Origin of the sequence: Aquirhabdus sp. (genome assembly GCF_046462495.1) — a bacterium.
In the GTDB taxonomy this organism is placed as follows: Bacteria; Pseudomonadota; Gammaproteobacteria; order Pseudomonadales; family Moraxellaceae; genus Aquirhabdus.
In genome coordinates, this window is the sequence record NZ_JBKGVE010000003.1 from 211,165 (window position 1) to 236,951 (window position 25,787).

20 protein-coding genes are annotated in these 25,787 nt (G+C 48.6%); 3 read left to right on the forward strand and 17 right to left on the reverse strand.

The window, feature by feature from the left end; genetic code table 11:
* Positions 1–3 precede the first annotated feature (3 nt).
* The 13 genes from nuoM to ACLHG7_RS02715 all read right to left on the reverse strand — a co-directional run bounded on the left by nuoM (position 4) and on the right by ACLHG7_RS02715 (position 15,514).
* Positions 4–1,686, reverse strand: coding sequence for an NADH-quinone oxidoreductase subunit M (gene nuoM / locus ACLHG7_RS02655; protein ID WP_410209523.1), 1,683 nt, complete (start codon positions 1,684–1,686; stop codon positions 4–6).
* Between the two features lies 1 nt (position 1,687).
* Complete coding sequence (nuoL, locus tag ACLHG7_RS02660) at positions 1,688–3,556, reverse strand: NADH-quinone oxidoreductase subunit L (RefSeq protein WP_410209683.1); 1,869 nt, start codon at positions 3,554–3,556, stop codon at positions 1,688–1,690.
* 11 nt (positions 3,557–3,567) lie between these two features.
* Positions 3,568–3,873, reverse strand: coding sequence for an NADH-quinone oxidoreductase subunit NuoK (gene nuoK, locus ACLHG7_RS02665; protein ID WP_114899677.1), 306 nt, complete (start codon positions 3,871–3,873; stop codon positions 3,568–3,570).
* Entirely contained in the window at positions 3,870–4,496 is a 627-nt protein-coding gene (nuoJ, locus tag ACLHG7_RS02670) for an NADH-quinone oxidoreductase subunit J (RefSeq protein WP_114900752.1), read from the reverse strand. The genes nuoK and nuoJ overlap by 4 nt, the downstream gene beginning before the upstream one ends.
* Entirely contained in the window at positions 4,496–5,044 is a 549-nt protein-coding gene (gene nuoI / locus ACLHG7_RS02675) for an NADH-quinone oxidoreductase subunit NuoI (protein WP_114899678.1), read from the reverse strand. Before nuoI ends, nuoJ begins: the two co-directional genes overlap by 1 nt.
* A 22-nt stretch (positions 5,045–5,066) precedes the next feature.
* Positions 5,067–6,107 (reverse strand): NADH-quinone oxidoreductase subunit NuoH, encoded by a 1,041-nt coding sequence (gene nuoH / locus ACLHG7_RS02680; RefSeq protein ID WP_114899679.1) that lies wholly within the window; start codon positions 6,105–6,107, stop codon positions 5,067–5,069.
* Between the two features lies 1 nt (position 6,108).
* Positions 6,109–8,865 carry an NADH-quinone oxidoreductase subunit NuoG gene (gene nuoG, locus ACLHG7_RS02685; RefSeq protein WP_410209524.1) on the reverse strand — a complete coding sequence of 919 codons (2,757 nt, stop codon included), beginning with the start codon at positions 8,863–8,865 and terminating at the stop codon, positions 6,109–6,111.
* 9 nt (positions 8,866–8,874) lie between these two features.
* Entirely contained in the window at positions 8,875–10,371 is a 1,497-nt protein-coding gene (gene nuoF, locus ACLHG7_RS02690; protein WP_410209525.1) for an NADH-quinone oxidoreductase subunit NuoF, read from the reverse strand.
* Positions 10,368–10,895: an NADH-quinone oxidoreductase subunit NuoE gene (gene nuoE / locus ACLHG7_RS02695; protein ID WP_410209684.1), complete on the reverse strand. Its 528-nt coding sequence runs from the start codon at positions 10,893–10,895 to the stop codon at positions 10,368–10,370. The genes nuoF and nuoE overlap by 4 nt, the downstream gene beginning before the upstream one ends.
* A gap of 15 nt (positions 10,896–10,910) precedes the next feature.
* A complete protein-coding gene (gene nuoC, locus ACLHG7_RS02700; RefSeq protein WP_114899682.1) occupies positions 10,911–12,719 on the reverse strand; it encodes an NADH-quinone oxidoreductase subunit C/D in 1,809 nt (602 codons plus the stop codon).
* A 165-nt stretch (positions 12,720–12,884) separates the two neighbouring features.
* The gene (locus tag ACLHG7_RS02705) at positions 12,885–13,565 is read right to left on the reverse strand and encodes a NuoB/complex I 20 kDa subunit family protein (protein ID WP_114899683.1); all 681 of its coding nucleotides are present in this window, start codon (positions 13,563–13,565) and stop codon (positions 12,885–12,887) included.
* The gene (locus tag ACLHG7_RS02710) at positions 13,562–14,125 is read right to left on the reverse strand and encodes an NADH-quinone oxidoreductase subunit A (RefSeq protein ID WP_114899684.1); all 564 of its coding nucleotides are present in this window, start codon (positions 14,123–14,125) and stop codon (positions 13,562–13,564) included. The genes ACLHG7_RS02705 and ACLHG7_RS02710 overlap by 4 nt, the downstream gene beginning before the upstream one ends.
* 474 nt (positions 14,126–14,599) lie before the next feature.
* The gene (locus tag ACLHG7_RS02715; protein WP_410209526.1) at positions 14,600–15,514 is read right to left on the reverse strand and encodes a neutral zinc metallopeptidase; all 915 of its coding nucleotides are present in this window, start codon (positions 15,512–15,514) and stop codon (positions 14,600–14,602) included.
* Between the two features lie 280 nt (positions 15,515–15,794).
* Here ACLHG7_RS02715 and ACLHG7_RS02720 point away from each other — a divergent pair, with 280 nt between their 5' ends.
* A complete protein-coding gene (locus tag ACLHG7_RS02720; protein WP_410209527.1) occupies positions 15,795–16,961 on the forward strand; it encodes a phospholipase A in 1,167 nt (388 codons plus the stop codon).
* Between the two features lie 662 nt (positions 16,962–17,623).
* Complete coding sequence (locus tag ACLHG7_RS02725) at positions 17,624–19,573, forward strand: DEAD/DEAH box helicase (RefSeq protein ID WP_410209528.1); 1,950 nt, start codon at positions 17,624–17,626, stop codon at positions 19,571–19,573.
* 102 nt (positions 19,574–19,675) lie between these two features.
* On the opposite strand, the gene ACLHG7_RS02730 is transcribed toward ACLHG7_RS02725, so the two are convergent.
* Together ACLHG7_RS02730 and ACLHG7_RS02735 are read right to left on the reverse strand one after the other, a co-directional pair.
* Complete coding sequence (locus tag ACLHG7_RS02730) at positions 19,676–20,641, reverse strand: transporter (protein WP_410209529.1); 966 nt, start codon at positions 20,639–20,641, stop codon at positions 19,676–19,678.
* A gap of 157 nt (positions 20,642–20,798) precedes the next feature.
* Positions 20,799–21,971 carry an MFS transporter gene (locus ACLHG7_RS02735; protein WP_410209530.1) on the reverse strand — a complete coding sequence of 391 codons (1,173 nt, stop codon included), beginning with the start codon at positions 21,969–21,971 and terminating at the stop codon, positions 20,799–20,801.
* Between the two features lie 308 nt (positions 21,972–22,279).
* Between ACLHG7_RS02735 and ACLHG7_RS02740 the strand changes: the two genes are divergently transcribed.
* Positions 22,280–22,939, forward strand: coding sequence for a TetR/AcrR family transcriptional regulator (locus ACLHG7_RS02740; RefSeq protein WP_410209531.1), 660 nt, complete (start codon positions 22,280–22,282; stop codon positions 22,937–22,939).
* A 28-nt stretch (positions 22,940–22,967) separates the two neighbouring features.
* Here the strand turns inward: ACLHG7_RS02740 and ACLHG7_RS02745 are convergent, their stop codons facing one another.
* The gene (locus tag ACLHG7_RS02745; RefSeq protein ID WP_410209532.1) at positions 22,968–24,119 is read right to left on the reverse strand and encodes an alanine racemase; all 1,152 of its coding nucleotides are present in this window, start codon (positions 24,117–24,119) and stop codon (positions 22,968–22,970) included.
* A 34-nt stretch (positions 24,120–24,153) separates the two neighbouring features.
* Positions 24,154–25,452, reverse strand: coding sequence for a D-arabinono-1,4-lactone oxidase (locus tag ACLHG7_RS02750; RefSeq protein WP_410209533.1), 1,299 nt, complete (start codon positions 25,450–25,452; stop codon positions 24,154–24,156).
* Between the last annotated feature and the right edge of the window lie 335 nt (positions 25,453–25,787).

Below are 25,787 nucleotides of genomic sequence, written 5' to 3' on the forward strand. Positions count from 1 at the left end.
GGCTTAGTGAACTCCCGTGCCAGTTGTTGTCGGTAAAGCTGGAACTGCTGCTGGAAACAGTGGCGAGGTAAACGAATTACTGATCCATTGCATGGTTTGATTCGAGGTATCCAAAACAGTTTGTGGATACAAGCCGAGCCACACCAAGCCCACCGCCATCACCACCAGCAGTGATAACTCACGTGCATTAAGATCAGTAATGGCAAAAGTTGCTGATGTTGCAGGGCTGCTGTGATGATGATCAACAACAGGCGCTGTTGCTACAGGTTCATCATCTTCGTCATGTGCAGGAATCACTGTTTCATGCGCATGACCAAACAAGGTCAGGTGAATCATGTACAGTGAATACAATCCCGCAAGGACTAAGCTGACTGTCGCAAGCACCGTATACCACGGGTACTGTTTAAAGGCTCCGAGTAGAATCAGGAACTCCCCGATAAAGTTTCCGGTACCGGGAATACCCAGTAATGCGGCACTAAAGAACATCAGGAAAACAGGCAAGTAGCGCGCACGCCCCCACATTCCGCCCATCAGACGCAGATCACGGGTATGCAGACGTTCGTAAATTTGACCGCTCATGATAAACAGTGCGGCGGATGACAAACCATGTGCCAGCATTTGGACCATCAGACCTTGCATGGTCAGTAGATTGCCGGAGTAGATCGCAAGCAAAATAAAACCCATGTGCGACACACTGGTATAAGCAATTAGACGCTTGATATCGGTCTGCAGGAATGCAACCCACGCGCCGTAGAACACGCCGATCATCCCAAGAGTAATCGCAATCGGTGCAAACTCTGCTGATGCATGCGGGAATAATGGAATCACAAAGCGCAATAGACCATACGCCGCTGTCTTGATCAGAATACCTGCCAAGTCAACCGAACCCGCGGTGGGTGCTTGTGCATGCGCATCGGGCAACCAGCCATGGAGTGGCACAACCGGGAGCTTCACCGCAAAAGCGATAAAGAACGTCAGCATCAGCGCATATTCAAAGCCCGGTGGGAACTGCGTACCCAGCAATGCCATATAGTCAAAGCTGAGTTGATGCGTTTGCTGATAGCGGATCAAGACCAGAGCCAAGATACCCACCAACATGATCAGACCCGATGCTTGGGTATAGATAAAGAACTTGGTTGCCGCATAGACACGGCTGTGACCATTTGATCCGGCATGACCCCACAGTGCGATCAGGAAGTAGATCGGCACCAACATCATTTCCCAGAAGAAGAAGAACAAGAACATGTCGATCGCGAGGAACACGCCGATCACACCGCCCAAGCTCCACAGCAGATTCAGGTGAAAGAAGCCCACATGCTTTTGGATCTCACCCCAAGAACAGCCAACTGCGAGCACACCGAGCAGTGCAGTCAACGCGACCATCATGAGAGATAGACCATCCAGCGCCAGATGGATATTAATCCCCAACTGTGGAATCCACTGGACTAAATATTCTGCTTGCCAGACTGGCGCTGTACCCGGTTGCACCAGATTATGCGCAGATAAGCTGTAATCACCGTGTATCCAGAGGTGTATCGTCAAACCCAACGTCAACAACATACCGAACAAGGCAATCCAACGCGGAAAGCTGATACTAATTTTTTCGCCAACCCAGCACAGGAATCCTGTAATAAAAGGAATCAGGATCAGTAGCGGTAAAATCAGGTTATTTTGAAAATGTTCCATCTTATTTCCCCATCACCTGAATTGCCAACAGTGCAAAGAGCAATATGATTGCACCGAACGCAGTACTTGCAGCATAACCGCGTAATGAACCGCTTTGACCTTTAGTCGCCACAGCATTACCGCCGCGCACAATTGCAGGGACGATACTCCAAAATTTATCCACAGGATCGCTTTTCACCAGACGTGCGATGAACAAGAACGGTTTGGTAAAGATGATGTCAAACAGCGCATCAAAACCACACGCGTTATACAGCCAATAGCCAAGGCCTGCACCAATCGTGGTTTGGTTAAATTTGTTGACCAAAGTGCGTTTGCCTGAGAACAGGATAAAGCCGACCAATACACCGCCCAGTGCAGTCGCAATGGAGAGGTACTCGATAAAGTGTTCATCATGTTCAAACTGAGCCAGTGCTTTGAAGTCTGGCAATACGCCAGCAAGTGGAGGATGAATCAACGCACCGACAGCAGTTGATAACACCAGCAACACAGCCAGTGGTAACCAGTAGCTTGAACCTTTGATCGCATGGGCATGACCATTCGGTTGACCATGGAACACGGTCCAGATCAGACGGAAGGTATACACCGAAGTCAGGAACGCACCGAGCAGACCAGCATAGAACAAGCCTTGATGACCTGATGCCCATGCCTGCCACAGAATCGTATCTTTAGAGTAGAAACCAACGGTGACGAATGGTAACGCCGCAAGCGCACCGCCACCAACGAGGAAACAGACATAGACGAATGGAATCTTTTTCCACAGGCCGCCCATTTTGAAGATGTTCTGTTCATGATGGGTCGCAATAATGACCGCACCTGAAGAGAGGAACAATAATGCTTTAAAGAACGCATGCGTCATCAGATGGAAAATCGCTGCTTGCCATGCCCCAACACCGAGTGCCAGGAACATATAAGCAATCTGGCTCATGGTTGAGTAGGCCAACACGCGCTTGATATCGGTTTGTGCCAGCGCTGAGAAACCCGCCACCAACACACCGACCGCACCGACTTGACCTACAAACTCAAGAATGTTTGGTGCCATCAGGAATACGGGATGCAGACGTGCAATCAGATACACACCCGCGGTCACCATGGTTGCCGCGTGGATCAAAGCAGAAACTGGGGTTGGACCCGCCATTGCATCGGCAAGCCAAGTATGCAGCGGAATCTGCGCTGATTTACCCATCGCACCGCCCAGAATCATGAGTGCAATCAATTGTGCATTGGCGCTGTTGGCAATCAGTTCCGGTGCTCGGTGAATGATTTCCTGAATATTCAGGGTACCCAGCTCACGGAACAACAGGAACATCGCAATCGCAAGGAATACGTCACCGACACGCGTCACAGTAAACGCTTTGATTGCCGCACGACCGTTAGCCAGATCAGAATAGTAAAAACCGATCAGCAAGTACGAACAGATCCCAACGCCTTCCCAGCCCAAGTACAACAGGACAAGGTTGTCACCTTGTACGAGCAGCAACATGCTGGCAACGAACAGGTTCATATAAGAGAAGAAACGGGCATAGCCAACTTCACCGCGCATATACCACGATGCAAACAGATGAATCAGGAAACCAACACCGGTGATGATTCCGGTCATGGTCAATGACAAACCATCAAGATGCAATCCAAAGGCAGGTGCAAAGCTACCCACTTGCATCCAAGTCCACAGCACTTGATGCGCCGCAATCGCATGATCAGCCACTGGGATATGCAGAAACTCATTACCAACCAATACTGCAACGAGTGCAGACAAGGCCATGCTACCGACACCCACTACAGCAGCGACATTCTCGGATAAACGATCACGGAAGATCGCCAGAATCAGGAAGCCGACCAGCGGAAAGAGAAACGTTAAAGGCAAGTAAGAAATCATTGATAGGCTCATCCGTGCATCTCACTGGCCGCATCGATATCCAAGTGCTGGAATCGACGATAAAACTGCAACAGGATCGCAAGACCAATACTGGCCTCCGCTGCGGCAAGGGTCAGAATCAGGATAAACATCACCTGACCATCCGGTTGTACCCAGCGCGAACCTGCGACCACAAATGCCAGCGCCGCTGCATTCATCATGACTTCTAGACTCATCAGGATAAACATCAGATTACGACGTGCCATCACACCATAAAAACCCAGCGCAAACAGAATTGCCGAGATCACCAAGCCATGTTCTAAAGGAATGATCATTTCGATGCCCCTTTATTCTGAGATTGTTGGCGAGCCAACTGTTTTTCTTTAATTTGTGCAGTCGTTTCTGCAGCGACATCACGGATCGCGATCGGATCATTGAAGCCATCGGTATTACGACCCAGATGGTACGCAGCAACCAAAGCCGCCAGCAGCAGCAATGACGCAAGCTCAACCAACAGCAAGTAAGGTCCAAACAGGGAAATACCGACCAACTTGGCATCGACCACTTGAGTACCAGTGATCGCCGTTTGTGGATCGTATTGACCACTGGCCAAAAGCCAGACCACAGCCAGAGCGAGTAAGAACGATAAGCCAGCTGGCCACGCCCATGTTTCAGCAGTAAACCAGCGTTTTTCTTGTGCAGTCGTCGCCTGACCTAAGTTCAGCATCATGACCACAAACACGAACAGCACCATGATGGCGCCTGCATAGACAATCACTTCCAGTGCCGCAGCAAACGGTGCGCCGAGACAGAAGAACAAGCCAGCAACAGAGAGTAAGGAAACAATCAAACTGAGCAGCGCATGAACAGGGTTGGTATTGGTTACGGTGCGGATGGTTGCAAAGATCGCAACCACAGCAATCGCGTAGAACGGCCAAGCGTTCAATATAGTCGTCATCATGGCAACAACCCCTTCACGTCGACCGGAGCCGCTTCGTGCTCGCCAGAACCTTTAGGTTTGCCAGCAATCGACATCCCCGCTACGCGGTAGAAGTTATAGTCGTGGTATTTACCAGGTCCGGAGATCAGCAAATGTTCTTTTTCATACACTAGATTTTGACGGTCAAATTCAGCCATTTCAAAATCTGGTGTCAATTGAATCGCAGTCGTTGGACACGCTTCTTCGCACATGCCGCAGAAAATACAACGGCTGAAGTTGATACGGAAAAACTCCGGATACCAGCGTCCGTCTTCTTTCTCCGCTTTTTGCAGGGAAATACAACCCACTGGGCAGGCAACCGCACACAGGTTACACGCCACACAGCGCTCTTCCCCATCGGGATCACGGGTCAGGATAATCCGGCCACGATAACGCGGCGGCGGATTAATCGGCACTTCAGGATACATTAAGGTATCGCGCTTGCGCCATGCATGGCTAAACACCATCAGCAAGCTACGAATTTGGGACCAGACACCGGTCAATAAGTTTGCACTAGAATTATTCATTATGTTCATTCCAAAGCATGCTTTAAGGCTGCAGCGGGCTGGTATAAAGCACCATGCCGGCAGTAACCAATAGATTCAATAACGTAATCGGTAAACAGATTTTCCAACCGAAATTCATGATTTGGTCATAACGAGGACGCGGTAATGCAGCGCGAACCAAGATAAACATCATGACGAAAAATACAATTTTCACGACAAACCAGAAAATGGCTGGTACGTAAGGAATATTCCAGTTAAACGGCGCAAGCCAACCGCCAAAGAACAAGGCACTGATTAGGGCAGACACCAGAATCACACCGATATATTCACCAACGAAGAACATACCCCACTTCATCCCTGCGTATTCGGTATGGTAACCCGCACCCAGATCCTGCTCGGCTTCAGGCGCGTCGAATGGACTACGGTGAGTCACTGCCACACCCGCAATCGCAAAGGTGATGAAACCCAAGAACTGTGGAATCACAAACCAGAGGTGGGTTTGCTGATATTCAACGATGTCACGCAAGCTAAAGCTACCAACAGTTGCAACCACACCCATTAACGACAAGCCCATGAACACTTCATAGCTCACCGTCTGTGCAGCGGCACGGATGCCACCGAGAAGCGCAAATTTGTTATTCGATGCCCAACCAGCAAACATCACGGCGTATACACCCAGACCTGCCATAGCAAAGAAAAACAGAATGCCGATATTCAAATCAGCCACACCCCATGTCGGCGTGAATGGCACAACGATAAAGGACAACATCAATGCCCCCATACCAATGGCAGGCGCAAGGATAAAGGTCAGTTTGTCAACAAATGGCGGAGTCCAGTCTTCTTTGAAGAACATCTTCAGCGCATCGGCGATGATCTGAAATAGACCAAAAGGACCCACGCGGTTTGGACCATACCGATCCTGCCACAGTGCAAGCACACGGCGCTCTACAAAGCTCAGGAAACCTGCAACCATAACTACGAGTAACAGGATCAAGACCGCTTGTACAACCGAAAAGGTAATATCCCATTGCGATTGGGTCAGCGTGCCTGCAAGAAAATTCGGTAACGTTGGGTCAGCTCTCATCTTAGCCCCCTACCGCAGCAGATTGAACTTGTGGTGCCGCCTGAATCACGACCGCTTGTGACAGATCCAATGCCGTGAGTTGGCCGAGTGGATAACCGATCACGCCCACAGGCAAGTTTTCGGTGACAACGATCGGTAACCGCACTTCGTCAATCCCGACTTGCAACAGAACATCTTGACCGTCTTTCAGCTTCAATTGTTCAGCCGTTTCAGTGCTTAAGGTCAATACCGCATCGCTGATACGTTCTTGCATAACAGGTGCACGTGCAGCCATCTCATCTGATGCATAGAGATTAGCGATTGGCAGCAATTTATAGCCAACGCCAGCATCCGCATCAGGTGCCACATAAGTACGTTTTGCAGTTTTGCGCAGTAGGTCGAACAGACGTACACCTGGATCACCCGCTTTTAAATGTCCACCCACTTCATCTTGGAATTTATTCCAAGATTGCGGTGAGTTCCAGCCTGGCGCCCACGCAAAGGGAATCAACGAACCAGACTCTTGCGGCCCCACATAACCTTCCATCGAGAAGGTCAATGCCGAGTCTTTATCTTGCGGTTGACGAGGTTCATGAACGGATACTTTGGCACGCATAGAGGTACGACCTGAGTAGCGACGTGGTTCACGTGCAATCTTCAGCCCCTGAACACGATAGCCAGCATTCGGTGCCGCTTCAACGATGTGCTCAAGCGATGGCACCAGACGTGCGATGGACTCAATCACATCATCTAGTACGGTCCATTCAATCGCACGATTCTCAAGACCGACCTTAACCGCATGCAACCAGCGCCAGCCTTCTTTGATCGTGATCTTCGCGTCGTAATAGCTCGCATCGAACACTTGGAAATAACGCTGTGCACGGCCTTCGCCAGATACTACAGTGCCATCGCCTTCAGCAAAACTCGCTGCTGGCAGTACGATTTGTGCTTGTGCGGTGGTCTCAGTCGCTTGATGATCCAGCACAATAATTTGCTGTGCTTTGGCAAACAACGCTTCAACTTTGGCTTTCGGCAAACGACGAGTCAGATCATTTTCAGCAATGATGAGTACGTCATAATCAGCATCGAGTAAGTTTTCTAGGGGTTGTGCACCGCCATGCTGAGCAAGCAATGCTAAACCCATAGAGTTGACTTCAGGCACGACCAGATTGATACCAGCCAGACCTGCGTCATCACCTTGAGCCGCGAAATACACACCCAAGTTTTGAACAATCTGTGCTGCGGCTTCAAGCAGCGCAGGCTCACGTAAGGTGGTTCCTGTCACAACCAAAGGTTTCTTCGCCGCTTTTAATGTCGCCGCAATTTGATGGGCAAATTCAACCGCCTCTTCAGCAAGACCTGTCAACGGCTCACCAGCGATGCTCGCCGCAACCGCAAAACCTAAGCGCGCGATATCATTCGGCGTTGCAACACAAACGCCTTCAGCGAGCTCATCCAGTTTGGTTTCAGAGACTGAAAGAATAAAGATCGGGCTTTGTTCACGCTGACCAATACGACTGACTGGTTCTGCCAACCACTCTTGGGTTTTCAGCTTGGCAGCCATGTTTTCACTGCGGGTTTTCGCAGCTTGGCGTACAGCTAAGGCAACACGTGCAGCAGTTTGAGTAATGTCTTCACCCAAGATCAATACCGCATCAGCGTCTTCTACATCACGCAGATTCGGGTTATAGATGCCTTCGGTTTGCAGAATTTCAGCAGTTTTTTCGATCAGCAGTTGTTCATCGCGTGACACACCCGATGAGAAATTTGCAGTACCGACCAATTCACGCAGTGCAAAGTTGGTTTCCACCGATGCACGTGGCGAGCCGATACCGAATACTTTTTTGCCTTTTAAGGTTGCAATCACTTGATCCAGTGCCGCATCAACCGTAATTGCTGACTGTTTGCCCGCTACGGTTTGCAACGGTTGACGTGGACGGTCAGCACGGTTGACATAGCCATAACCAAAGCGACCACGGTCACAGAGGAAGTATTGATTGACGGAACCATTAAAACGGTTTTCGATACGACGGATTTCGCCATAGCGCTCGCCCGGTGAAGTGTTACAACCGCTAGAACATTGTTGGCAAACGCTTGGTGCGTATTGCATGTCCCACTTACGATTATAGCGTTCACTATGGGTTTTATCGGTAAACACGCCTGTAGGGCAGACTTCAACCAAATTACCGGAGAATTCACTTTCCAGTACGCCTTCAGTCGCACGACCAAAGTACACATTGGATGCCGCGCCAAACACACCGAGATCTTTACCTCCGGCGTAATCATTGTAATAACGAACGCAGCGATAGCATGAAATACAGCGGTTCATTTCATGCGAAATGAATGGACCGAGATATTGGTTCTGGTGAGTACGTTTGGTAAAGCGATAGCGACGACGATCATGGCCCGTCATCACGGTCATATCTTGTAAATGGCAGTGACCACCCTCTTCACAGACTGGACAGTCGTGCGGATGATTGGTCATCAACCACTCAACAACGCTGGCACGGAATGCAACCGCTTCAGCATCATCAATCGAAATATACATATTGTCGGTATTGGGTGTCATACATGACATAACCAAACGACCACGACCAGCGGCGGCGTCTTCAGCGGTGTTGTATTGCTTCACCGCACATTGACGACACGCACCTACTGAACCCAGCGCGGGATGCCAACAGAAATACGGAATATCTAAACCCAGCGATAAACACGCTTTGAGGAGATTATCCGCTCCATTAACATCAAACTGCTTTCCATCGACATGAATGACTGCCATCTCGATTCCTTATGCTTGTATAACTGAAATATGATTAATCGCGTCAACCTTGGTTGCGCGCACGCCTGCTTCAAACTCTGAGCGGAAGAACTTGAGCGCACTCTGGAGTGGCTCCATCGCGCCGGGCGCATGCGCACAGAACGTTTTTCCAGGCCCTAAGAAGCGAGTCAGTTGCAGCAAGACATCGATGTCTTCTGCTTTCCCTTCACCCTGCTCCAGACCTTTAAGCAGTTTGACCGCCCACGGCAAGCCATCACGGCATGGCGTACACCAACCGCATGATTCACGTGCAAAAAATTCTTCAAGGTTACGAACGGCTGAGACGATATTCTGAGTTTGGTCAACCACCATCAAAAGACCGGTACCCATACGACTACCTGCTTTACCGATCGTGTCAAAGTCCATCGCCAGGTCCAGATGCTCTGGCATCAAGAAGTCTGTCGAGGCACCGCCCGGCAACCAGCACTTCAGCTCAAGGCCATCTTGCATGCCGCCTGCGAGTGCCAAAATTTCACGGGCACTGGTCCCGATCGGCAGTTCCCAAAGACCCGGGAATTTGACCTTACCTGATGCGCCATAGATCTTGGTGCCTGCATCGCCACTACGACCATTGGACAACCCTTTAAACCATGTTGCACCGCGTACGATAATTGCAGGCACGTTACACAGGGTCTCAACGTTGTTCACAATCGTGGGTTTACCCCATGCGCCGGAAATTTGTGGGAATGGTGGTTTGGTCCGTGGATTTGCGCGGCGGCCTTCTAGCGAGTTAATCAGTGCAGTTTCTTCGCCGCAGATATAACGTCCAGCGCCAGTATGCACATGTAGGTCAAAGTTATGACCTGAATCAAGGATGTTCTCACCGAGATAACCCTTGGCTTTCGCTTGATAGATTGCGCTGTTAAGATTTTTCGCGGCAAGGACATATTCCCCACGCAAGAAGATATAGCCTGTTTGCGCACCAATCGCATATGACACCAGAATCATCGCCTCTACCAATTGATGGGGAAGTTTCTCCATCAATAAGCGATCTTTAAATGTACCCGGCTCCATCTCGTCAGCGTTACAGACCAGATATTTCGGGCCTACATCTGGGGAACCTTCTTTATTCATCGGAATCAAAGACCACTTGATCCCCGCTGGGAAGCCAGCACCACCGCGACCACGCAGCACTGCATCTTTAATGATGCCCTGTACTTCAGCTGGAGTCATTTTTAAGGCTTTCTTCAAGCCCTGATAACCTTCTAATGACTCATAGGTATCCATGCCGAGCACTTGCTGATGATGTTTCAAGCGCCAAGTCAGTGGATGCGTCTCTGCTGTACCGTTGCCATGAATCGGGGTTGGCTCAGTCTTAGGGATCTTCGCGGCTTCAATTTTTGCGGCTTTCGCAGCGGCTTCTTGAGCTGCTTTTTCTTCAGCTTTTGCAATTGCAACGCCAGCAACAACGCTGACCGTACTGCCTTCTGGTAGATCTTTGTTGTCTGGTTTATTTTCAGATGTCATAGGTATTGCTCCAATACTTCGGCAACTTGGGCTTGGGACACAAGTCCGTAGGTATCTTCATCGATCATGAGCGAAGGGGCTTTATCACAATTCCCTAAACAACAGATAGGCAACAGCGTAAAACGACCATCCGGTGTGGTCTGACCGTACTGAATGCCTAATTGTTTTTTAAACACAGCAGCCAGTGACTCATTGCCCATCAGAAAACATGCAATCGAATCACACAACAGGATCACATGACGACCAACGGGTTGACGATAAATGCGGTTATAGAATGTCGCAACCCCTTCAACATCAGGAATCGAGATGCCTAACACTTGGGCAATGGCATTAACCTGTGCATCATCCACCCAACCATTGCGCTTTTGCACATGTTTGAGTGAGTCGAGTGATGCCGCACGTGGATCTGGATAGTGATGCATAAAATCATGCAGCGCAGCGCGCTCACTCTCGGTCAGGACCGCTTCCACATTGATATGCGGTTGCTTATCGCTGAGGATTCGCGCTTTATTTTTTAAAATCATCATACAATTAATTCCTTAGCGGTCAACGTCAGCCATTACGAAGTCAATCGACGCCAAATATGTAATCAAATCTGGAACCATACTGCCATTAATCACCGAAGGCATTTGCTGGAGATGCGCATAACTGGGTGTGCGGATACGCGTACGATAACTCATCGTATTGCGGTCACTGGTCAGGTAATAGCTGTTAATCCCTTTGGTGGCTTCAACCATCATGCTGGCTTCACCTTCAGGCATGACCGGACCCCAAGACACGCTCAAGAAGTGCGTAATCAGTGTTTCAATGTCTTGCAGAGTGCGGTCTTTCGGTGGTGGTACGGCGAGAGGGTGATCTGCTTTATAAGGACCTTCAGGCATATTGTCCAAGCACTGCTTGATAATACGAATCGACTGACGCATTTCTTCAATACGCACCAGACAGCGGTCATACGCATCGCCGTTATAGGCCAATGGCACTTCAAAGTCGAAGTTCTCATAACCACAATAAGGGCGGGCTTTACGTAAGTCGAAATCAACACCAGTAGCACGCAGACCTGCGCCTGTTACACCCCAAGCCAAGGCTTGACGTGCGTCATATTGCGCAACGCCTTTGGCACGGCCCATGATCATCGAGTTTTGAATCGCAGCTTTGACGTATTCGTCCAAGCGCTTCGGCATCCACTCGACGAAATCACGAACGAGCTTGTCCCAACCGCGTGGCAAGTCATGGGCAACACCGCCGATGCGGAACCATGCAGGGTGCATACGGAAACCGGTAATGGCTTCGATCACATCATAGGCTTTTTGGCGGTCAGTAAACATAAAGAAGATCGGGGTCATCCCGCCCAAATCCTGAATGTACGTTCCCAAGAACAACAGATGAGAGGTGACACGGAAGAACTCGCTCATCATGATACGAATCGTATTTACACGATCAGGCACCTTGATCCCAGCCAGCTTCTCAACGGACATGACATACGGCAAGTTGTTCATGACACCGCCGAGATAGTCGATCCGGTCGGTATAAGGAATAAAGGAGTGCCATGACTGACGCTCTGCCATCTTCTCAGCACCACGGTGGTGGTAACCGATCTCTGGCACACAGTCGAGGATCTCTTCACCATCCAACTGCAGCACAATACGGAACGCACCGTGCGCTGAAGGGTGGTTTGGACCCAAGTTCAAGAACATGAAATCTTCGTTTTTGTTGCCGCGCTTCATGCCCCAGTCATCAGGATTAAAGTTCCCTGACTCTTCTTCAAGCTTGTGCTTTTCGGCATTCAAACGATACGGATCAAATTCAGTTGCGCGCGCAGAGTACTCTTTGCGCAGTGGATGACCTTCCCAGTAGTTAGGTAGCAGAATGCGACGTAAGTGCGGATGACCCGTAAAGGTAATCCCAAACATATCCCATACTTCACGTTCGTACCAATTGGCGTTTGGCCAAATTTTGGTTGCGGTTGGAAGGTTAACATCTGATTCTTTTAGCGCAACCTTGATACGGATATCGCTGTTACGCTCTAAAGACAGCAAGTGATAGAACACTGTGAAATCAGAAGGTGGCAGACCTGCACGATGAGTACGCAAGCGCTCATCAATTGCCGAGAGGTCATATAACATCACGTAGGGTTTAGGCAGGGTACGTAAGAACATCAGCACTTCTAACAGCTGCGAACGTTCAACCCAGAGTGTAGGCATATCGTCGTGTGTCGCTTGCAAAAACAGCGAATCACCGAACTTGACACGTAATTCCTCTACCACCGCGAATGCAGGGCGAGGATCTATAAAAGGTGCAGCTTGATTCGCATCTTGCGCATCAGATGCTACCGCTTGAGCTTCAGCCATTGCTAGACTTCCCAAATAACAACAATTTCTTAAATATGTTTTAAATGCTTTGTTTGGCGATCGCTGACTCATCTGATGCTGCTTTTTACTTAACCGCTTATGCTACTTATTGATGCATGCAGATGAAATCAGGTCAAAAGTCCATACAAATTAAAGAGAAACTTCTTAGCTCGCATCATCCGGCGAACGCAGATTGGTCACCGCAATACGCTCAGCTTGTTTACGATCACGCTCAGGCTGCATGATAGGACGATACAGACCCTGATCACCAACAACACTCGATAAAGGACGACGCTCTTTACCGATTGAATCCTGAAGTAACATCAACGCTTGCAGAAAGGCTTCTGGGCGCGGTGGGCAGCCGGGGATATAGACATCCACAGGAATAAATTTATCGACACCTTGCACCACAGAGTAAATGTCGTACATGCCACCGGAGTTGGCACACGCACCCATTGAAATCACCCATTTAGGTTCAAGCATTTGTTCGTATAGACGCTGTACGACAGGTGCCATTTTAACAAAACAAGTTCCCGCAACCACCATCAAATCGGCTTGACGGGGTGATGCGCGAATAACCTCTGCACCAAAACGCGCAAGATCATGCGGTGAGGTGAAGGCGGTTGCCATTTCAACATAGCAACATGACAAACCAAAGTTATACGGCCAGAGTGAATTTTTACGACCCCAGTTCACAGCCAAATGCGCCAAGTCTTCAAGCTTGGTCATAAAGATGTTTTTATCAACTTGGTCTTGCAGCGGATCGCTGACAACTTCACTGGAGTGGTCGGGGTATTGCAGGGCTGTTTCGCCATCTTGAGTGGCGCGAGTCAGTGTGTATTTCATACGCTTTCCTTTTGCAGCTTAGCTTGTTGCACAGCATTTGCAGCTGCATCGATCGACTGTCCGGGAATCATGCCGCGGTTATCAAGCTCGAGTTCTTCCATCGGGATGAAACGCGTGATTTCAGCAAGATCCAATGGTGCTTGTTCGCTGCCATGTTTTTGACGTGCAGCTTTTTCAAGCGCAAGGCGTTTTTCAGGTGCCCAATCCAGCGCACCGATGCGCCAAACATAGATCAACCCAACGAGCAGCACGACAATAAAGACAGCAACTTCGACAAAGCCTACCCAGCCATTTTCGCGGACGGAAACGGAGTATGCATAGAGAAAGAGGGCTTCAACATCGAAGATGACGAAGAACATCGCCACCAGATAAAACTTTGCGGACAACCGCAAACGAGCACCGCCAGCACCAAGCTGACCTGACTCGAATGGTTCTTCCTTTGTACGACCCACTGCTTTTCCGCCCATCAAGAGAGGAACGGTCAGCATAAAGCCCAACAAAAAAACAACACCTAGAACAAAAGCAATCAACGACCAATGATGGGCTACGATGGCACTCATGCGGGGATTACTCCTGGCTTGCCAAGCTCTAACGGTGAGAAAAACCCCACTGTCAGAACCTTGATTAAAGATTTTAAGTAAACATTTTTTAATGATTGTCCGACAGATATCGGAACCAAAAACGTTTACTTAAAATTTCATAGGCGAACTATACCTGATATAGACATCGCTTTTCTAGATGAAGCTCAAAAAAGCGCGGGGAAATAATGAACCAATGATTCTTTTTTAGCAACCGCAACTTAGCCAAATCATCACCACTTTGCGCTTTACAGCAGTGCTGATCCACCCACTGCACATAACAACTATGATGATCCCGCATACCAGTAAGCTTATTCAACAGCGACAAGGATGAACGCACACACTTTATAAAAACAATCAAATAATGAAATACCCAACATCAGCAAATCCATATCACCAAAGGCTAATGACTATCATTAGCCTGTGCCCGAGCCCCAACTTCAACAAGAATCCCGTTTAAATTGCCTGCCCAAATGTATCGCAGACTTCAATCCGCCCTTGTTGGAACCCCAATTGAAACCACTTGACGCGTTGGGCGCTGGTACCATGAGTAAAGCTATCCGGTACCACATAGCCATGTGCGCGCTGTTGCAAACGGTCATCGCCAATCGCGGTTGCCGCGTTTAATGCTTCTTCAATATCACCCGCCTGCAAAAAGTTCACCCGCTGCTGATTGCGATTTGCCCACACACCGGCAAAACAATCCGCCTGCAACTCTTGACGTACCGAGAGTGCATTGGACTGCACCTTACTCGCATTTTGCCGTGCACTTTGTATCTTATCTGCGATACCGAGTAAATTCTGAACGTGATGCCCCACCTCATGCGCCACCACATAAGCACGTGCAAAATCACCAGCCTCATCATTAGCCCCTGATCCGCTATTTTGCTGATCACCACTGATGCCTAACTGCTGACGCATGTCTTTAAAGAAATCCATATCAAGATAGACTTTTTGATCCATCGGGCAATAAAAAGGACCCATTGCTGATTCTGCTGCACCACAACCAGACTGGATGGTACCGCTAAATAACGTTAACTTTGGCGGCTGGTAGGTCGCATGGTGCTCTTGAAATATCTGCCGCCACGTATCTTCGGTATCCGCCAGCACCACACTGACAAATTTCTTATCTCGGGCACTCTCGGGCGTATCCACAACAGGCTGACCACTTGGGGTTGCAGCCGACCCTGTCGATTGCACCTGTTGGCTTAAACCCAAAGTCACGGAAGGATCAATGCCGCACCCCTTCCAAAGCACCAATGCTAAAACAAGCGTCCCAATGCCTACCCCACCGCCAACCCGAAAACCACGACCACTACTTCCGCGAGCGTCTTCGACGTTGTCACTTTCTCTTCGATCTTCCCAACGCACAAAAGCACCTCTACTTGAAATAAATGATTTAACTCGCTTATACACCAACATCCCTAGACTGCATATAGTCAAAAAAGTACGCACAATGCGCGTATTAAGACTCAAATACCCACAACCCTTCTATTTTCAGCTTCTTCCTTAAAATAGACACTGGCTCATCATTTATTTATCTAAGACCCCAACTTAAAAAACATTATCAAAATGAAATTCATTTGTTTTTTGTACAAAATATGATAATGATGCGACATGATTCACACCAATTGGATAATCAGGATCAACCATGTCGCGTCTCCCGCAAACGGCACTTTCAGTTTTGATCATCAGTTGCACCGCACCTGCCATCGCAGCCACGACCACAAATCAAATACCCACTACAACGGTTGCAATTCCGTCAGCACCCGAAAACAATCCAACGCCAGCAACACCCCTAGCATGCACCAGCATTGATGCCGATGCTGCACGCCTCGCGTGTTATGATGTCGCATTCGGTCGTCAAGCTGCTGCGCAAGCTGCCGCCAAGACCGAAGCCAAAGCGGCGAACGCGATTGCAAGCACCAATAAAGATGTCCCCTTAGCCACCGCAATTAACCCATTCGATGCCTCCAATCAAAGCACGACACCCATTACGCCGACCACCTCATTGCTGGATCGACGCTGGGAGCTATCGCCTGAATCCAAACTGGGAACATTTAATTTACGCGCCAATAAACCACTCTATATTTTGCCTGTTTTTTATAACACCAAGGCCAATACGACCCCATCCAGCCCCAACCCTGCAAATACAGTCACTACACCTTTGAACATTGACGATGTTGAATCAAAATTTCAGTTCAGTCTGAAAACCAAAGCGCTTGAAAACATCTTTGGCAACAATGGTGACTTATGGCTCGGATATACCCAGACATCACGCTGGCAAGTGTATAACGCTGATGACTCTCGCCCATTTCGTGAAACGAATTATGAACCTGAAGCCAGCTTAATCTTTCGCACCAATTATAATTTTTTGGGATTAGATGGCCGACTCTTCGGGCTTACGCTGAATCACCAATCCAATGGCCGTGCACTACCCCTCTCTCGCAGCTGGAATCGGGCGATCTTGAATATTGGGCTTGAGCGCGGGGACTGGGTCGTCATGCTACGTCCTTGGTATCGCATTCCAGAAAGCAAAGCCGATGACGATAATCCAGATATCAGCAACTACCTTGGGCGTGGTGACCTACAAATTACCCGCAAATGGAATAACCAAGAATTCTCCTTAATGCTGCGCCATAGTCTCAAAACGGGCGATAAGTCGCACGGTGCAGCGCAACTCGACTGGACCTTCCCACTACAAGGCAATCTGCGCGGGTTTGTGCAAGTGTTTAATGGTTACGGTGAAAGCTTGATCGATTACAATCATCAATCTACGTATGTTGGGCTCGGCGTATCCTTGTTGAACTGGTACTAGCTGCAAATCACCCCCTCCAATCTTCATTGGAGGGGGTGCTTTTTTACAAAACTGACCGCACAGTCAAAATTAAATAATTTTTCTTTATACTATTTTTAGATTTTTAATGCTGATGCCTTGCTTATTAAACATTGTTGCCCTACAATCTCGCCACGCACTTTTCACGTTCATGCCTGAACTTTTCCACTGACCAGTCAGTTTAGTCTCGCCGCCTTAAAACAGCCAAAACTAAGCGACTAAATTAAGCGTCCACATTCAAGAGAATGTAACCAACGCCCAAGTCGATAGCCTTATCGACAATCTTCAGGCCACGTCCAAAAGCATTTGTGTGTTTTTGTGTATAAGCCCTGCATCGTCTTTTTCAGGAAGCCTCCATTGAATTGATTCATTTTGAATCATTTGATCTGATTTGGCTTTGTTTAAAGAATTTAGGTCATCTATTTGATATGTCTCGTATGTGATGCTTGTTTTAAAGCAACCATGGCGAGCGAAAGTCAAACTACCGATGTGCCCACATTCAAAACGATACGAGACTCGTCAGACTTTATAACCGACGATATAAACGGTTTTATAAAGTAATACGTTGGTCCTTATCCCTGCTCGCGCCGATGCGCTATTTTGATTTTTTTTAATTGGAGTGTCCGAAAAACGGACAAAACCCCATGAGCATGACTTTTTCTGATTTTGAGCTAGCCCCTAGCCTACAACAAGCCCTGACTGATCTTGAATATACCGCACCGACTGATGTTCAGTTGCAAGCGATCCCTGCAGCACTCGCAGGTAAAGACCTTCTCGTATCAAGCCAAACCGGTAGCGGTAAAACCGCTGCATTCTTGCTGCCAACATTAAACGCTCTGGCAATGCAAGACCAACCATCCCTGAATGCACGTTTGAAAAACATGCCTTCACCTAACATTCTCGTACTCTGCCCAACACGCGAACTTGCACAGCAAGTCAGCCAAGATGCAATCAAACTGGTTCGCCATGTACGCGGCGTACGCATTGCAACTGTTATGGGCGGCATGCCTTTCGGTAAGCAAATTGCACAGCTCAAAGGCGCGCAAGTTCTTATCGCAACACCTGGTCGTCTGCTTGACCTCGTAAACCGTCGCCAACTCGCACTGAACGAAGTCGATGCGTTGATCGTTGATGAAGCTGACCGTATGCTGGATCTGGGCTTCTCTGAAGACCTAGAAGCCATCGGTGACTTGGCTGCAAACCGTAAACAAACCTTGATGTTCTCTGCAACATTCGCAGATCGCATCATCCATCTTGCAAAACGCATGATGAAAGCAGACCCAACACGCATCGCGATTGAAACTGGTCACTCAACCAACCTTGACGTCACCCAAACACTGCATTGGACTGATGGTTTTGAACACAAGAAAAAATTGCTGTCTCATTGGTTGAATGACGAAACCATGGATCAAGCCGTTGTGTTTGCAAGCACTCAAGAAGATACCGACATGTTAGCTGAAGAGCTGGCGATGGCGGGTCATCAAGTGGTTGCACTGCATGGTGCGATGCCACAAGCCGTACGTATGCGCCGTATCCGCAGCCTACGTGAAGGTAAAGTTCGCGTTCTGGTTGCAACCGATGTTGCCGCACGTGGTCTTGACGTTCCTGCGATCAGCCATGTGATCAACTTTGGCTTACCAATGAAAAACGAAGACTACGTACACCGTATTGGCCGTACTGGCCGTGCAGGTCGTAGTGGTCAAGCGATCACCTTGGCGACTCATCGTGAACGCAGTAAGATTCGTGCGCTTGAAGACTACTTACAAGCCAAAATCAACGTAACCGAAATCGCTGGCCTTGAGCCAAGCCCACCACCTGCAGGCAGCGATCGTCGCGGCCGTGACGGTGGTCGTGGTGGTTTTGGTGGCGGCCGCAATAGTGGTGGTTATGGCCGTGATGGCGGTGGTCGCAGTGGCGGTTATAGCCGTGATGGCGGCAGTCGTGATTCTGGTGGCTATCGTGGTAACCGTGATGGCGCAGCTGCACCGCGCGACTTCGGTAACAGCGAAGGTGGTCGTGGCTTTAGCCGTGACTCTGCTCCTCGTGATTCAGCACCTCGTGGTGACTTTAGAGACAGCAGTTCACCACGTCCAGAACGTGATGGTCAACGTTTCAACAGCGACCGTCCACGTGGCAATGATGAAAATCGTGGCAATCGTTTTGACTCACGTCCATCGGGTGATCGTCCACGTCCAGCCGGTGACCGTCCATATCCATCACGTGATGGCGGTGCTCCGCGTAGCGCTGGTTTCAGCCGTGATGGTGGCGATCGTGCACCGCGTGGTGACTTCAATCGTGATTCAGGTGCAGGTCGTGGCTTTAGCCGTGATGGCGCAGCTGCACCACGTCCGTTCAGCAGCCCGCGTGCGGGTGGCAACGAGCGTAGCTTCAATTCAGAAGTGGGCGGTCGTAGTGAAGGTCGTGTCGTTGGCGAACGTAACTTTAACCGTGAAGGCGCAGCCAACACTGCACCAGCACGTCCACGTCGCGAATTCCAAGCTGGCAGCCGTGATGACCGTTTTGAACGTCAAGAACGCCGCTTTGGTGGAGACTCTGCGCCACGCACTGACTTCCGCAAAAAACGCGAAGACTAATTTTATCTAAAAGATGAAATCAATGATCCCTCTGCATGTTTAAGCATGCAGGGGGATTTTTTATGGCTTAGTATTGGATAGATAACACATATTTTTTAATACTTAAAACAGATACGGCAAGCTGACCTTCGCCCAAACCGTTTGTCCTTCAGGTCGATTGCGTGCATCGAATTCTTTTTCCCAGCGCAGTTCTGCCGACGCGTATTTTAAGAAAGTGAAATGCACGGCTGGGCCAATCGCAAATGCTTGACCTCGATTTCCATTCGACACTGGCGTACCCATCACGTCTGTCACTGCTTCGCCATATTGCTTATCATCAGTCGTCTGCTTGAAGTAGTAGCCATTAACACCGAGGTGCAGGTTATCCGCTATTTTATACGTCAGAGAATAATCAAAGTGGAAAATCTGCCCTGATCGATAATCAGTGTCTTTGTTTTTTTGATTAAAGCTGTACGAGATTTTGCTCGAAACCTCGACATTGTCGTTCGGCTGCCACGTGATTGGAAAGACAGGCTTATAGGTATAAAAGTTATTGCTGGTATTGGCCAGACGCGTGGCATCATACTTTCCAGTTGGAACCGTAACTTCAAGTCCAGTACCCACTGTTAGATTTTTGCCAAAACCCCACAGAATGATTGGCGCAAATTGAATATCACCTAAGCCATCACGACTATCCTTGTTCACACCACCGACAAAATCAGGAAATGAAACCGTTACTTTGGTAAATGGGACCGCAAGATAGCCACCGAGTCGACCACCGCCGGGAAGCGTGATACCACTGAGATAGTCAACCCGAGGAATGATGCTGTTTGAATTGACCTTAAAGTCTGGGATATCTCCACCAAGGATCGCCGATTTAAACTTCGTGGCCGAATAATGGTTGTAATACAGATCAAACACGAAAAGGTTAGAGGGTAAGCTGGCAAGATCAAGAGGCGCAACAAACATGCCATCGCTGCCCGCGCCGACATTGTCGACCCCTGTTTCCGTGGCCAATGCCGAATGGTTAAAACACACCGCGACGGCCCCTGCTAAAGCGAGCTTAATAAACGAGATTCGATTTTCCATTTTCGATGACACCTCATACATGATTGATTCAGCATTCCATATCAATGGAACCCATTAGACCTAACTTCCCCTGCCATGCTCTCTTTTTTCGCCATTACTCCACATCAAACAATTGATATAAAATTAATTTATGTCAAAAAATCACTTAAGCCATGTATCAACACTTCGATGCAGTCGCTGACTGCACACTCCCACAATTACGCCGCCAAACCATCAATAGCGCTACCACCATCAATCCTGCAAACCCCATACTGACCAATGGAACACTTGCTGCGTTGTCCCCTGTGACACTGAACGAAGCAATCAATGGCCCAAAAGCACAACCCAGCAATTGTGAGGCTGGTACAAGCATGGCAACACGCCCTGCTGGATCAGCAGCCATAGCCAATCGAATTTGAAAAGGCATAAAAAATTGCCAGACAAAGCCAAATCCCAAGCACAACATGGCAAAAAGCAGCGTATTGCCTATAGGTAATACATAAATCACCAGCGCTATTGCGCCCATGAGTACAGCACCAACGCTCATCGTGATCAGCAGTGGCAGCCTTCTAACCAGCAGAATTGCAGCGGCACTGCCTATGATTTGTAAAACCAGTACCCAAGCGATCAGCGTTTGCACACCGATAGCACCGAAGCCCACGGCTCGCCCCAGTGGATCCATATAAGCCCATAGCGCCCCTATCGCACTCAAAAATGCAAAGGGAACCGCCAATACAAACAAAGTCATAGCAGAGGCAACTGGAGGTGTCGTTTCATTAACCAGCGTAGTGAGTTGTGTTGGGATAAACGGTAATAGCAAAAGAGAAAGCAGCGTCAATACAGCAAGTGCAACAAAACCTGATTGCCAGCCACCCATAGGCATGACATAGCGCGCCAAGAGTAATGTCACAAGCGCCTGCAATAAGGTTTGCACCATCAGAAATAATCCTGCCATCTGATCGGGATGTGCGGTACGCACAATCATACTGGTGGTTAACCACAGCATCGCACCTTCGACCAGGCCCGCGAGCATACGCAGGATCGTAAAGGCAATATCACCGCTGACCTTCACCATGATCAGATTGATGACGGCTAACAAGATGATCGTTGCACATGCTATCCAGCGTAAGTGGTATATAGAGAAGAATTTTTCCGCAAGAATGACACCGATACCAATCGCAAAAATCTCACCCATGGCAACAATCCCGACTCCTTCCATGGTGATTTGATGCTCTGCAACCAGTTCACCCAGCAGTACAGGCTGCAAACCCAATATCAGTAGCGCTAGAGAGCCCAGCATGAGCGCTGCAACCGTCTCAAAGCGGCTGAACTGTAAAGAAGTCTTCGTCATGCACATCATCCTGATGTTTAAGTAAGGAATGGATCAATTTTTTCACCTTTACCCATCTTCACGACTGATGTTATAGGTCGTGATTAATAACGCTTTTGCACAAGACATCACACAAGTCCTTGCACAATCTCGGGTTGTAATCTTGAAAACCCGCCATAAAATGGTATAAGTCGGTGCGACTGACAGATACCCATAGGGTTCTGACGTTGCTTATTCACCGCTTGCACGCAATTATAGTCATAACTATAATATAGCGATGACTATATTATGGCCGATACAATTACGCAAGCCTCATTGGAAAGATTTTTATGGCCGCTCCTCGTCCCAAAAAAACGGAATCGCTGGAACTGGAACCCAAGATGCAGCCCGCCCAAACGCGTGCAACCCAGACCTATGAACGGATTCTAGAAGCAGCAGCAGAAACACTGGCTGAGGTGGGCTTTGAACGGTTATCGACCAATCTGGTCTGCCAGCGTGCTGAACTCACGCCCCCAGCGCTCTATCGCTATTTCCCAAATAAATATGCGCTGTTGCATGAGCTGTCGCGTCGGCTCATGGAGCGGCAAAATGCGATCATCCCGAAGTGGCTGACGCCGGTCGTGTTTACCAGCGGGCTCAAGTCTTTGGAAACAGCCCTACTCGGATTACAGCTTGAAACTTACGAAATTACCCGTGAGACAACGGGAGGCATGTGGATTATTCGTGCCATGCGTGCAGTGCCGATGCTGCAAGAAGTGCGTTTAGCTTCAGATCTGGAAGTATCGACCTATAATGTTGAACTCTTACGTGAGGCACTCCCTCATATTGCCCCAGCACAATTGCTTCTTATCAGTCGCGTGGCGATTGAAATGGCCTACTCCCCGATGGAAATGCTGTTCGATGATCCTTCGCTAGATCCCAAAGCAGTCATGTCAATCGTGGCCTCTGCTTTGGCGACCTACTTCATCAGACTCGGTGAGGCTGAGTAAGGTTTCTTTTTTAAATCAGCGTCATGAGCTAGATAAAAGAATGCCACGGCGTAAAGCCTATACCATCATAAAGCCACACCTGCTCAAACTGACTGATGATGGACTCACTCTGTGTCGGCTGCAGGAAAATAAAATCATCGACTTGGATTTGTGCAGATTTAGGGACATTGACCAGATCTTGATTGCTACTGCGTCCAAACAAACGATTGGCATGTGCGCCTTGCGGATAAACAAAGTCCGCCATCCATTTCCCGCCATAAATAAACAAAGCGTCTTGAAAAGATGGCAAGCGATCCAGCCATGTCAGTCCGGGGATTTGCGTGGAAGGTAATTTTTTTAAAACTGGTGCGGCAATCCACAGCGCAGACTGAAAACCATCCAGACTGGGGATATCAAAGTCTTTAGGCTTGAGCAGCATGGAACCAAAGGACAAGTCATTGCAGACGCTGTGTTCGGTATGCAGGCTAAAGGTCGGGCTACCCGAACCATTGAAGCAAAGACCAGTTTGATAGAGTCGCGGAAAATCCTGCAATATGGATTCTATGTAGCGCTGATAATGCTGCTGCGACTCGGCATAGCCCTGTGCAATCGGCTGAATAAAGGTCGGAATCTTAGAGACGTGAGCGTCATAACCCATCAACCCTGCGAGTTCCAATTGTTGAGGATGATCTTGAATCAGCGTCAACAATCGCTGAAAAGGAGCCAAATCCTTAATCCCTCCGCGATGCAGCCCCACATCAATCTCAATATTGATCGACAGCGTCAATTGTTGTGACTGTGCCAAAGCCAGATACTGCTCTAATCGTTCTGGTGTATCGACCAGCCACTGAATACGTACAGAGTCTAATGATTGATTCTCCGCGTAAAAGGCTTGAACCGCTTTGACTGGCATGGGCTTGCCGAGCAGGATGTCTGACTTTGGAAAGAGGTTAACGACCTTCGCTATATGTGGCAGATGAAAAACCATAAACCGCTGACAATCCAAAGCCTGCGCAATATATTGCAGTAACTCCACTGCACACAATGATTTAACGACAATTCTGGATTGTATCGTTGCAGGCAGCATGCGCTTGACGCGATTCAAATTGGCATCCAGACGCGCCTGATCAATGATGAGCGCTGGCAATGCAAAATTAGCCCGCTGCAAAGCACTGTTTAGTATTTTAAAATAGTCAGACATCGCGAAATTATCCCTTTATTGATGAGCCTATCGCTCAACCCAGAAATAGCGTCTTTAAATGAGGGTTCAACCATTTTTGGGTTGGATCAAGCATTTCTCTGATTGCCATAAAAGCATCCCAACAGGGATAGAGTGCTTTGAGCTGCTTAGCACTTAGTGTATGTAATTTCCCCCAGTGTGGGCGGCCTTGATATTTCCAAAAGATAGGCTCAATCAATTTGAAAATTTCCCAGCAATCTTGCTTATGATATTGGTGGATCGATATCGATGCCGAATCCTGCTGGTAAAAGGGACTCAGCCAAATATCATCGCCTTTGACATAGCGATACTCGATGGGAAAAAATACAGGCGCTTTATGCTTCTTGAGCGTTGCAACGACTTCAGCTAAACATGCAAGACCCTGTGCCGCGGGGATTTGATATTCCATTTCATTAAAACGTGTTTCCCTCACCGCAGGAAAAATCTTTGATGACCAGTCCACACGCGTAGTCGGCTTAATAAAAACTCCCAGCATTCTTTGAATCTGTGGACTCAAAGCAGGCAGTGCACGCGTGATCTCACAGCAAGCGGTTAATAACGTATCCTCAGAAGGCCAAGACTCTGGCAAGACTTGAATATCATCAGTGGTCGGATCTAATGTTTTCAGTAACGCTTTAGAACCATGGGCAAAGACAAAACATTCAATATGTCGATGCGCTGTCTTCCATTGATCCATATGGGTCAAAATATCGTCGAGGGGCACCAGCGAAATCTGCTCTTTTAGGCGGTAACTGGGTACGTTTTGCATGGTTATTTGACTCAATACCCCAAAGCTTCCGAGTGCCACACGCCCAGCGGTAAAGATTTCCGTATTTTGGGCTCGGTCGCACTCCAGCAATTCGCCATTTGCAGTCACCAACTGAAACCCTTCAACCAAACCCGACAAACAGGTCAGATTCTGTCCAGTACCATGCGTCCCTGTCGCCACGGCACCCGCCAGGCTCTGCTCATCAATATCTCCTTGATTCGCAAGACCTTGATTGATACCGAGCAGCATTGGCCCAAGATTTTTTAACCGCGTGCCCGCATAAATTGTACTTTGTACGAGATTTTGATCATGTCGTACCAAACCGGAAAGCCCATCCAGAGAGATCAACGTATGATCGGTACACACCAGCGGCGTAAAGGAGTGACCCGCACCGACTACACGACATTTGTCAGATTGGCGAATAACTTGACTAAGCGCGCTTTGATCATGGGGCGTTGCGTAATGGCTAGGATTGGACTGTTGTAATCCCGACCAATTCTTCCACGACGGAGTCGCGTTTTCTGGCGTATGAGTGCGGTTTGTCATAGTGCGAGGAATTCCATTCTGAGCATCGAATATATTTTTTGCTTATAAATCATTAAATAGGCTGGGGCACTTCGCATAAAGCCGGGATGATCCCGTTATCGCAACAGGATACCCTCCCCGCTTGCATCAGCCCACGCGGGCGCATTTAGTAATTTACAACAAAACGATAGTTATGACTATATTGTAGGTCGTGATCACTCTGCAAGCACTCTCGACAAAATCTTTTTAGTCGCGCTTTCAAATTACACCCTGCACTTTAGACATCCGCGTTTGGGTTTAAAAAAGATAGCTATCAATTATTTTTATCGATGTGCGTATTCTTTACATTCAGCAAA

Excerpts from the sequence above, each read along its gene's own strand:
- ACLHG7_RS02705 (WP_114899683.1), bottom strand. The coding sequence starts at position 13,565 with ATGAAATACACACTGACTCGCGCCACTCAAGATGGCGAAACAGCCCTG.
- ACLHG7_RS02750 (WP_410209533.1), bottom strand. The coding sequence starts at position 25,452 with ATGACAAACCGCACTCATACGCCAGAAAACGCGACTCCGTCGTGGAAG.
- nuoJ (WP_114900752.1), bottom strand. The coding sequence starts at position 4,496 with ATGACGACTATATTGAACGCTTGGCCGTTCTACGCGATTGCTGTGGTT.
- ACLHG7_RS02740 (WP_410209531.1), top strand. The coding sequence starts at position 22,280 with ATGGCCGCTCCTCGTCCCAAAAAAACGGAATCGCTGGAACTGGAACCC.
- ACLHG7_RS02745 (WP_410209532.1), bottom strand. The coding sequence starts at position 24,119 with ATGTCTGACTATTTTAAAATACTAAACAGTGCTTTGCAGCGGGCTAAT.
- nuoE (WP_410209684.1), bottom strand. The coding sequence starts at position 10,895 with ATGATTTTAAAAAATAAAGCGCGAATCCTCAGCGATAAGCAACCGCAT.
- nuoH (WP_114899679.1), bottom strand. The coding sequence starts at position 6,107 with ATGAGAGCTGACCCAACGTTACCGAATTTTCTTGCAGGCACGCTGACC.
- nuoG (WP_410209524.1), bottom strand. The coding sequence starts at position 8,865 with ATGGCAGTCATTCATGTCGATGGAAAGCAGTTTGATGTTAATGGAGCG.
- nuoC (WP_114899682.1), bottom strand. The coding sequence starts at position 12,719 with ATGGCTGAAGCTCAAGCGGTAGCATCTGATGCGCAAGATGCGAATCAA.
- nuoF (WP_410209525.1), bottom strand. The coding sequence starts at position 10,371 with ATGACATCTGAAAATAAACCAGACAACAAAGATCTACCAGAAGGCAGT.
- nuoM (WP_410209523.1), bottom strand. The coding sequence starts at position 1,686 with ATGGAACATTTTCAAAATAACCTGATTTTACCGCTACTGATCCTGATT.
- ACLHG7_RS02730 (WP_410209529.1), bottom strand. The coding sequence starts at position 20,641 with ATGGAAAATCGAATCTCGTTTATTAAGCTCGCTTTAGCAGGGGCCGTC.
- ACLHG7_RS02735 (WP_410209530.1), bottom strand. The coding sequence starts at position 21,971 with ATGACGAAGACTTCTTTACAGTTCAGCCGCTTTGAGACGGTTGCAGCG.
- nuoK (WP_114899677.1), bottom strand. The coding sequence starts at position 3,873 with ATGATCATTCCTTTAGAACATGGCTTGGTGATCTCGGCAATTCTGTTT.
- ACLHG7_RS02720 (WP_410209527.1), top strand. The coding sequence starts at position 15,795 with ATGTCGCGTCTCCCGCAAACGGCACTTTCAGTTTTGATCATCAGTTGC.
- nuoI (WP_114899678.1), bottom strand. The coding sequence starts at position 5,044 with ATGAATAATTCTAGTGCAAACTTATTGACCGGTGTCTGGTCCCAAATT.
- ACLHG7_RS02725 (WP_410209528.1), top strand. The coding sequence starts at position 17,624 with ATGAGCATGACTTTTTCTGATTTTGAGCTAGCCCCTAGCCTACAACAA.
- ACLHG7_RS02710 (WP_114899684.1), bottom strand. The coding sequence starts at position 14,125 with ATGAGTGCCATCGTAGCCCATCATTGGTCGTTGATTGCTTTTGTTCTA.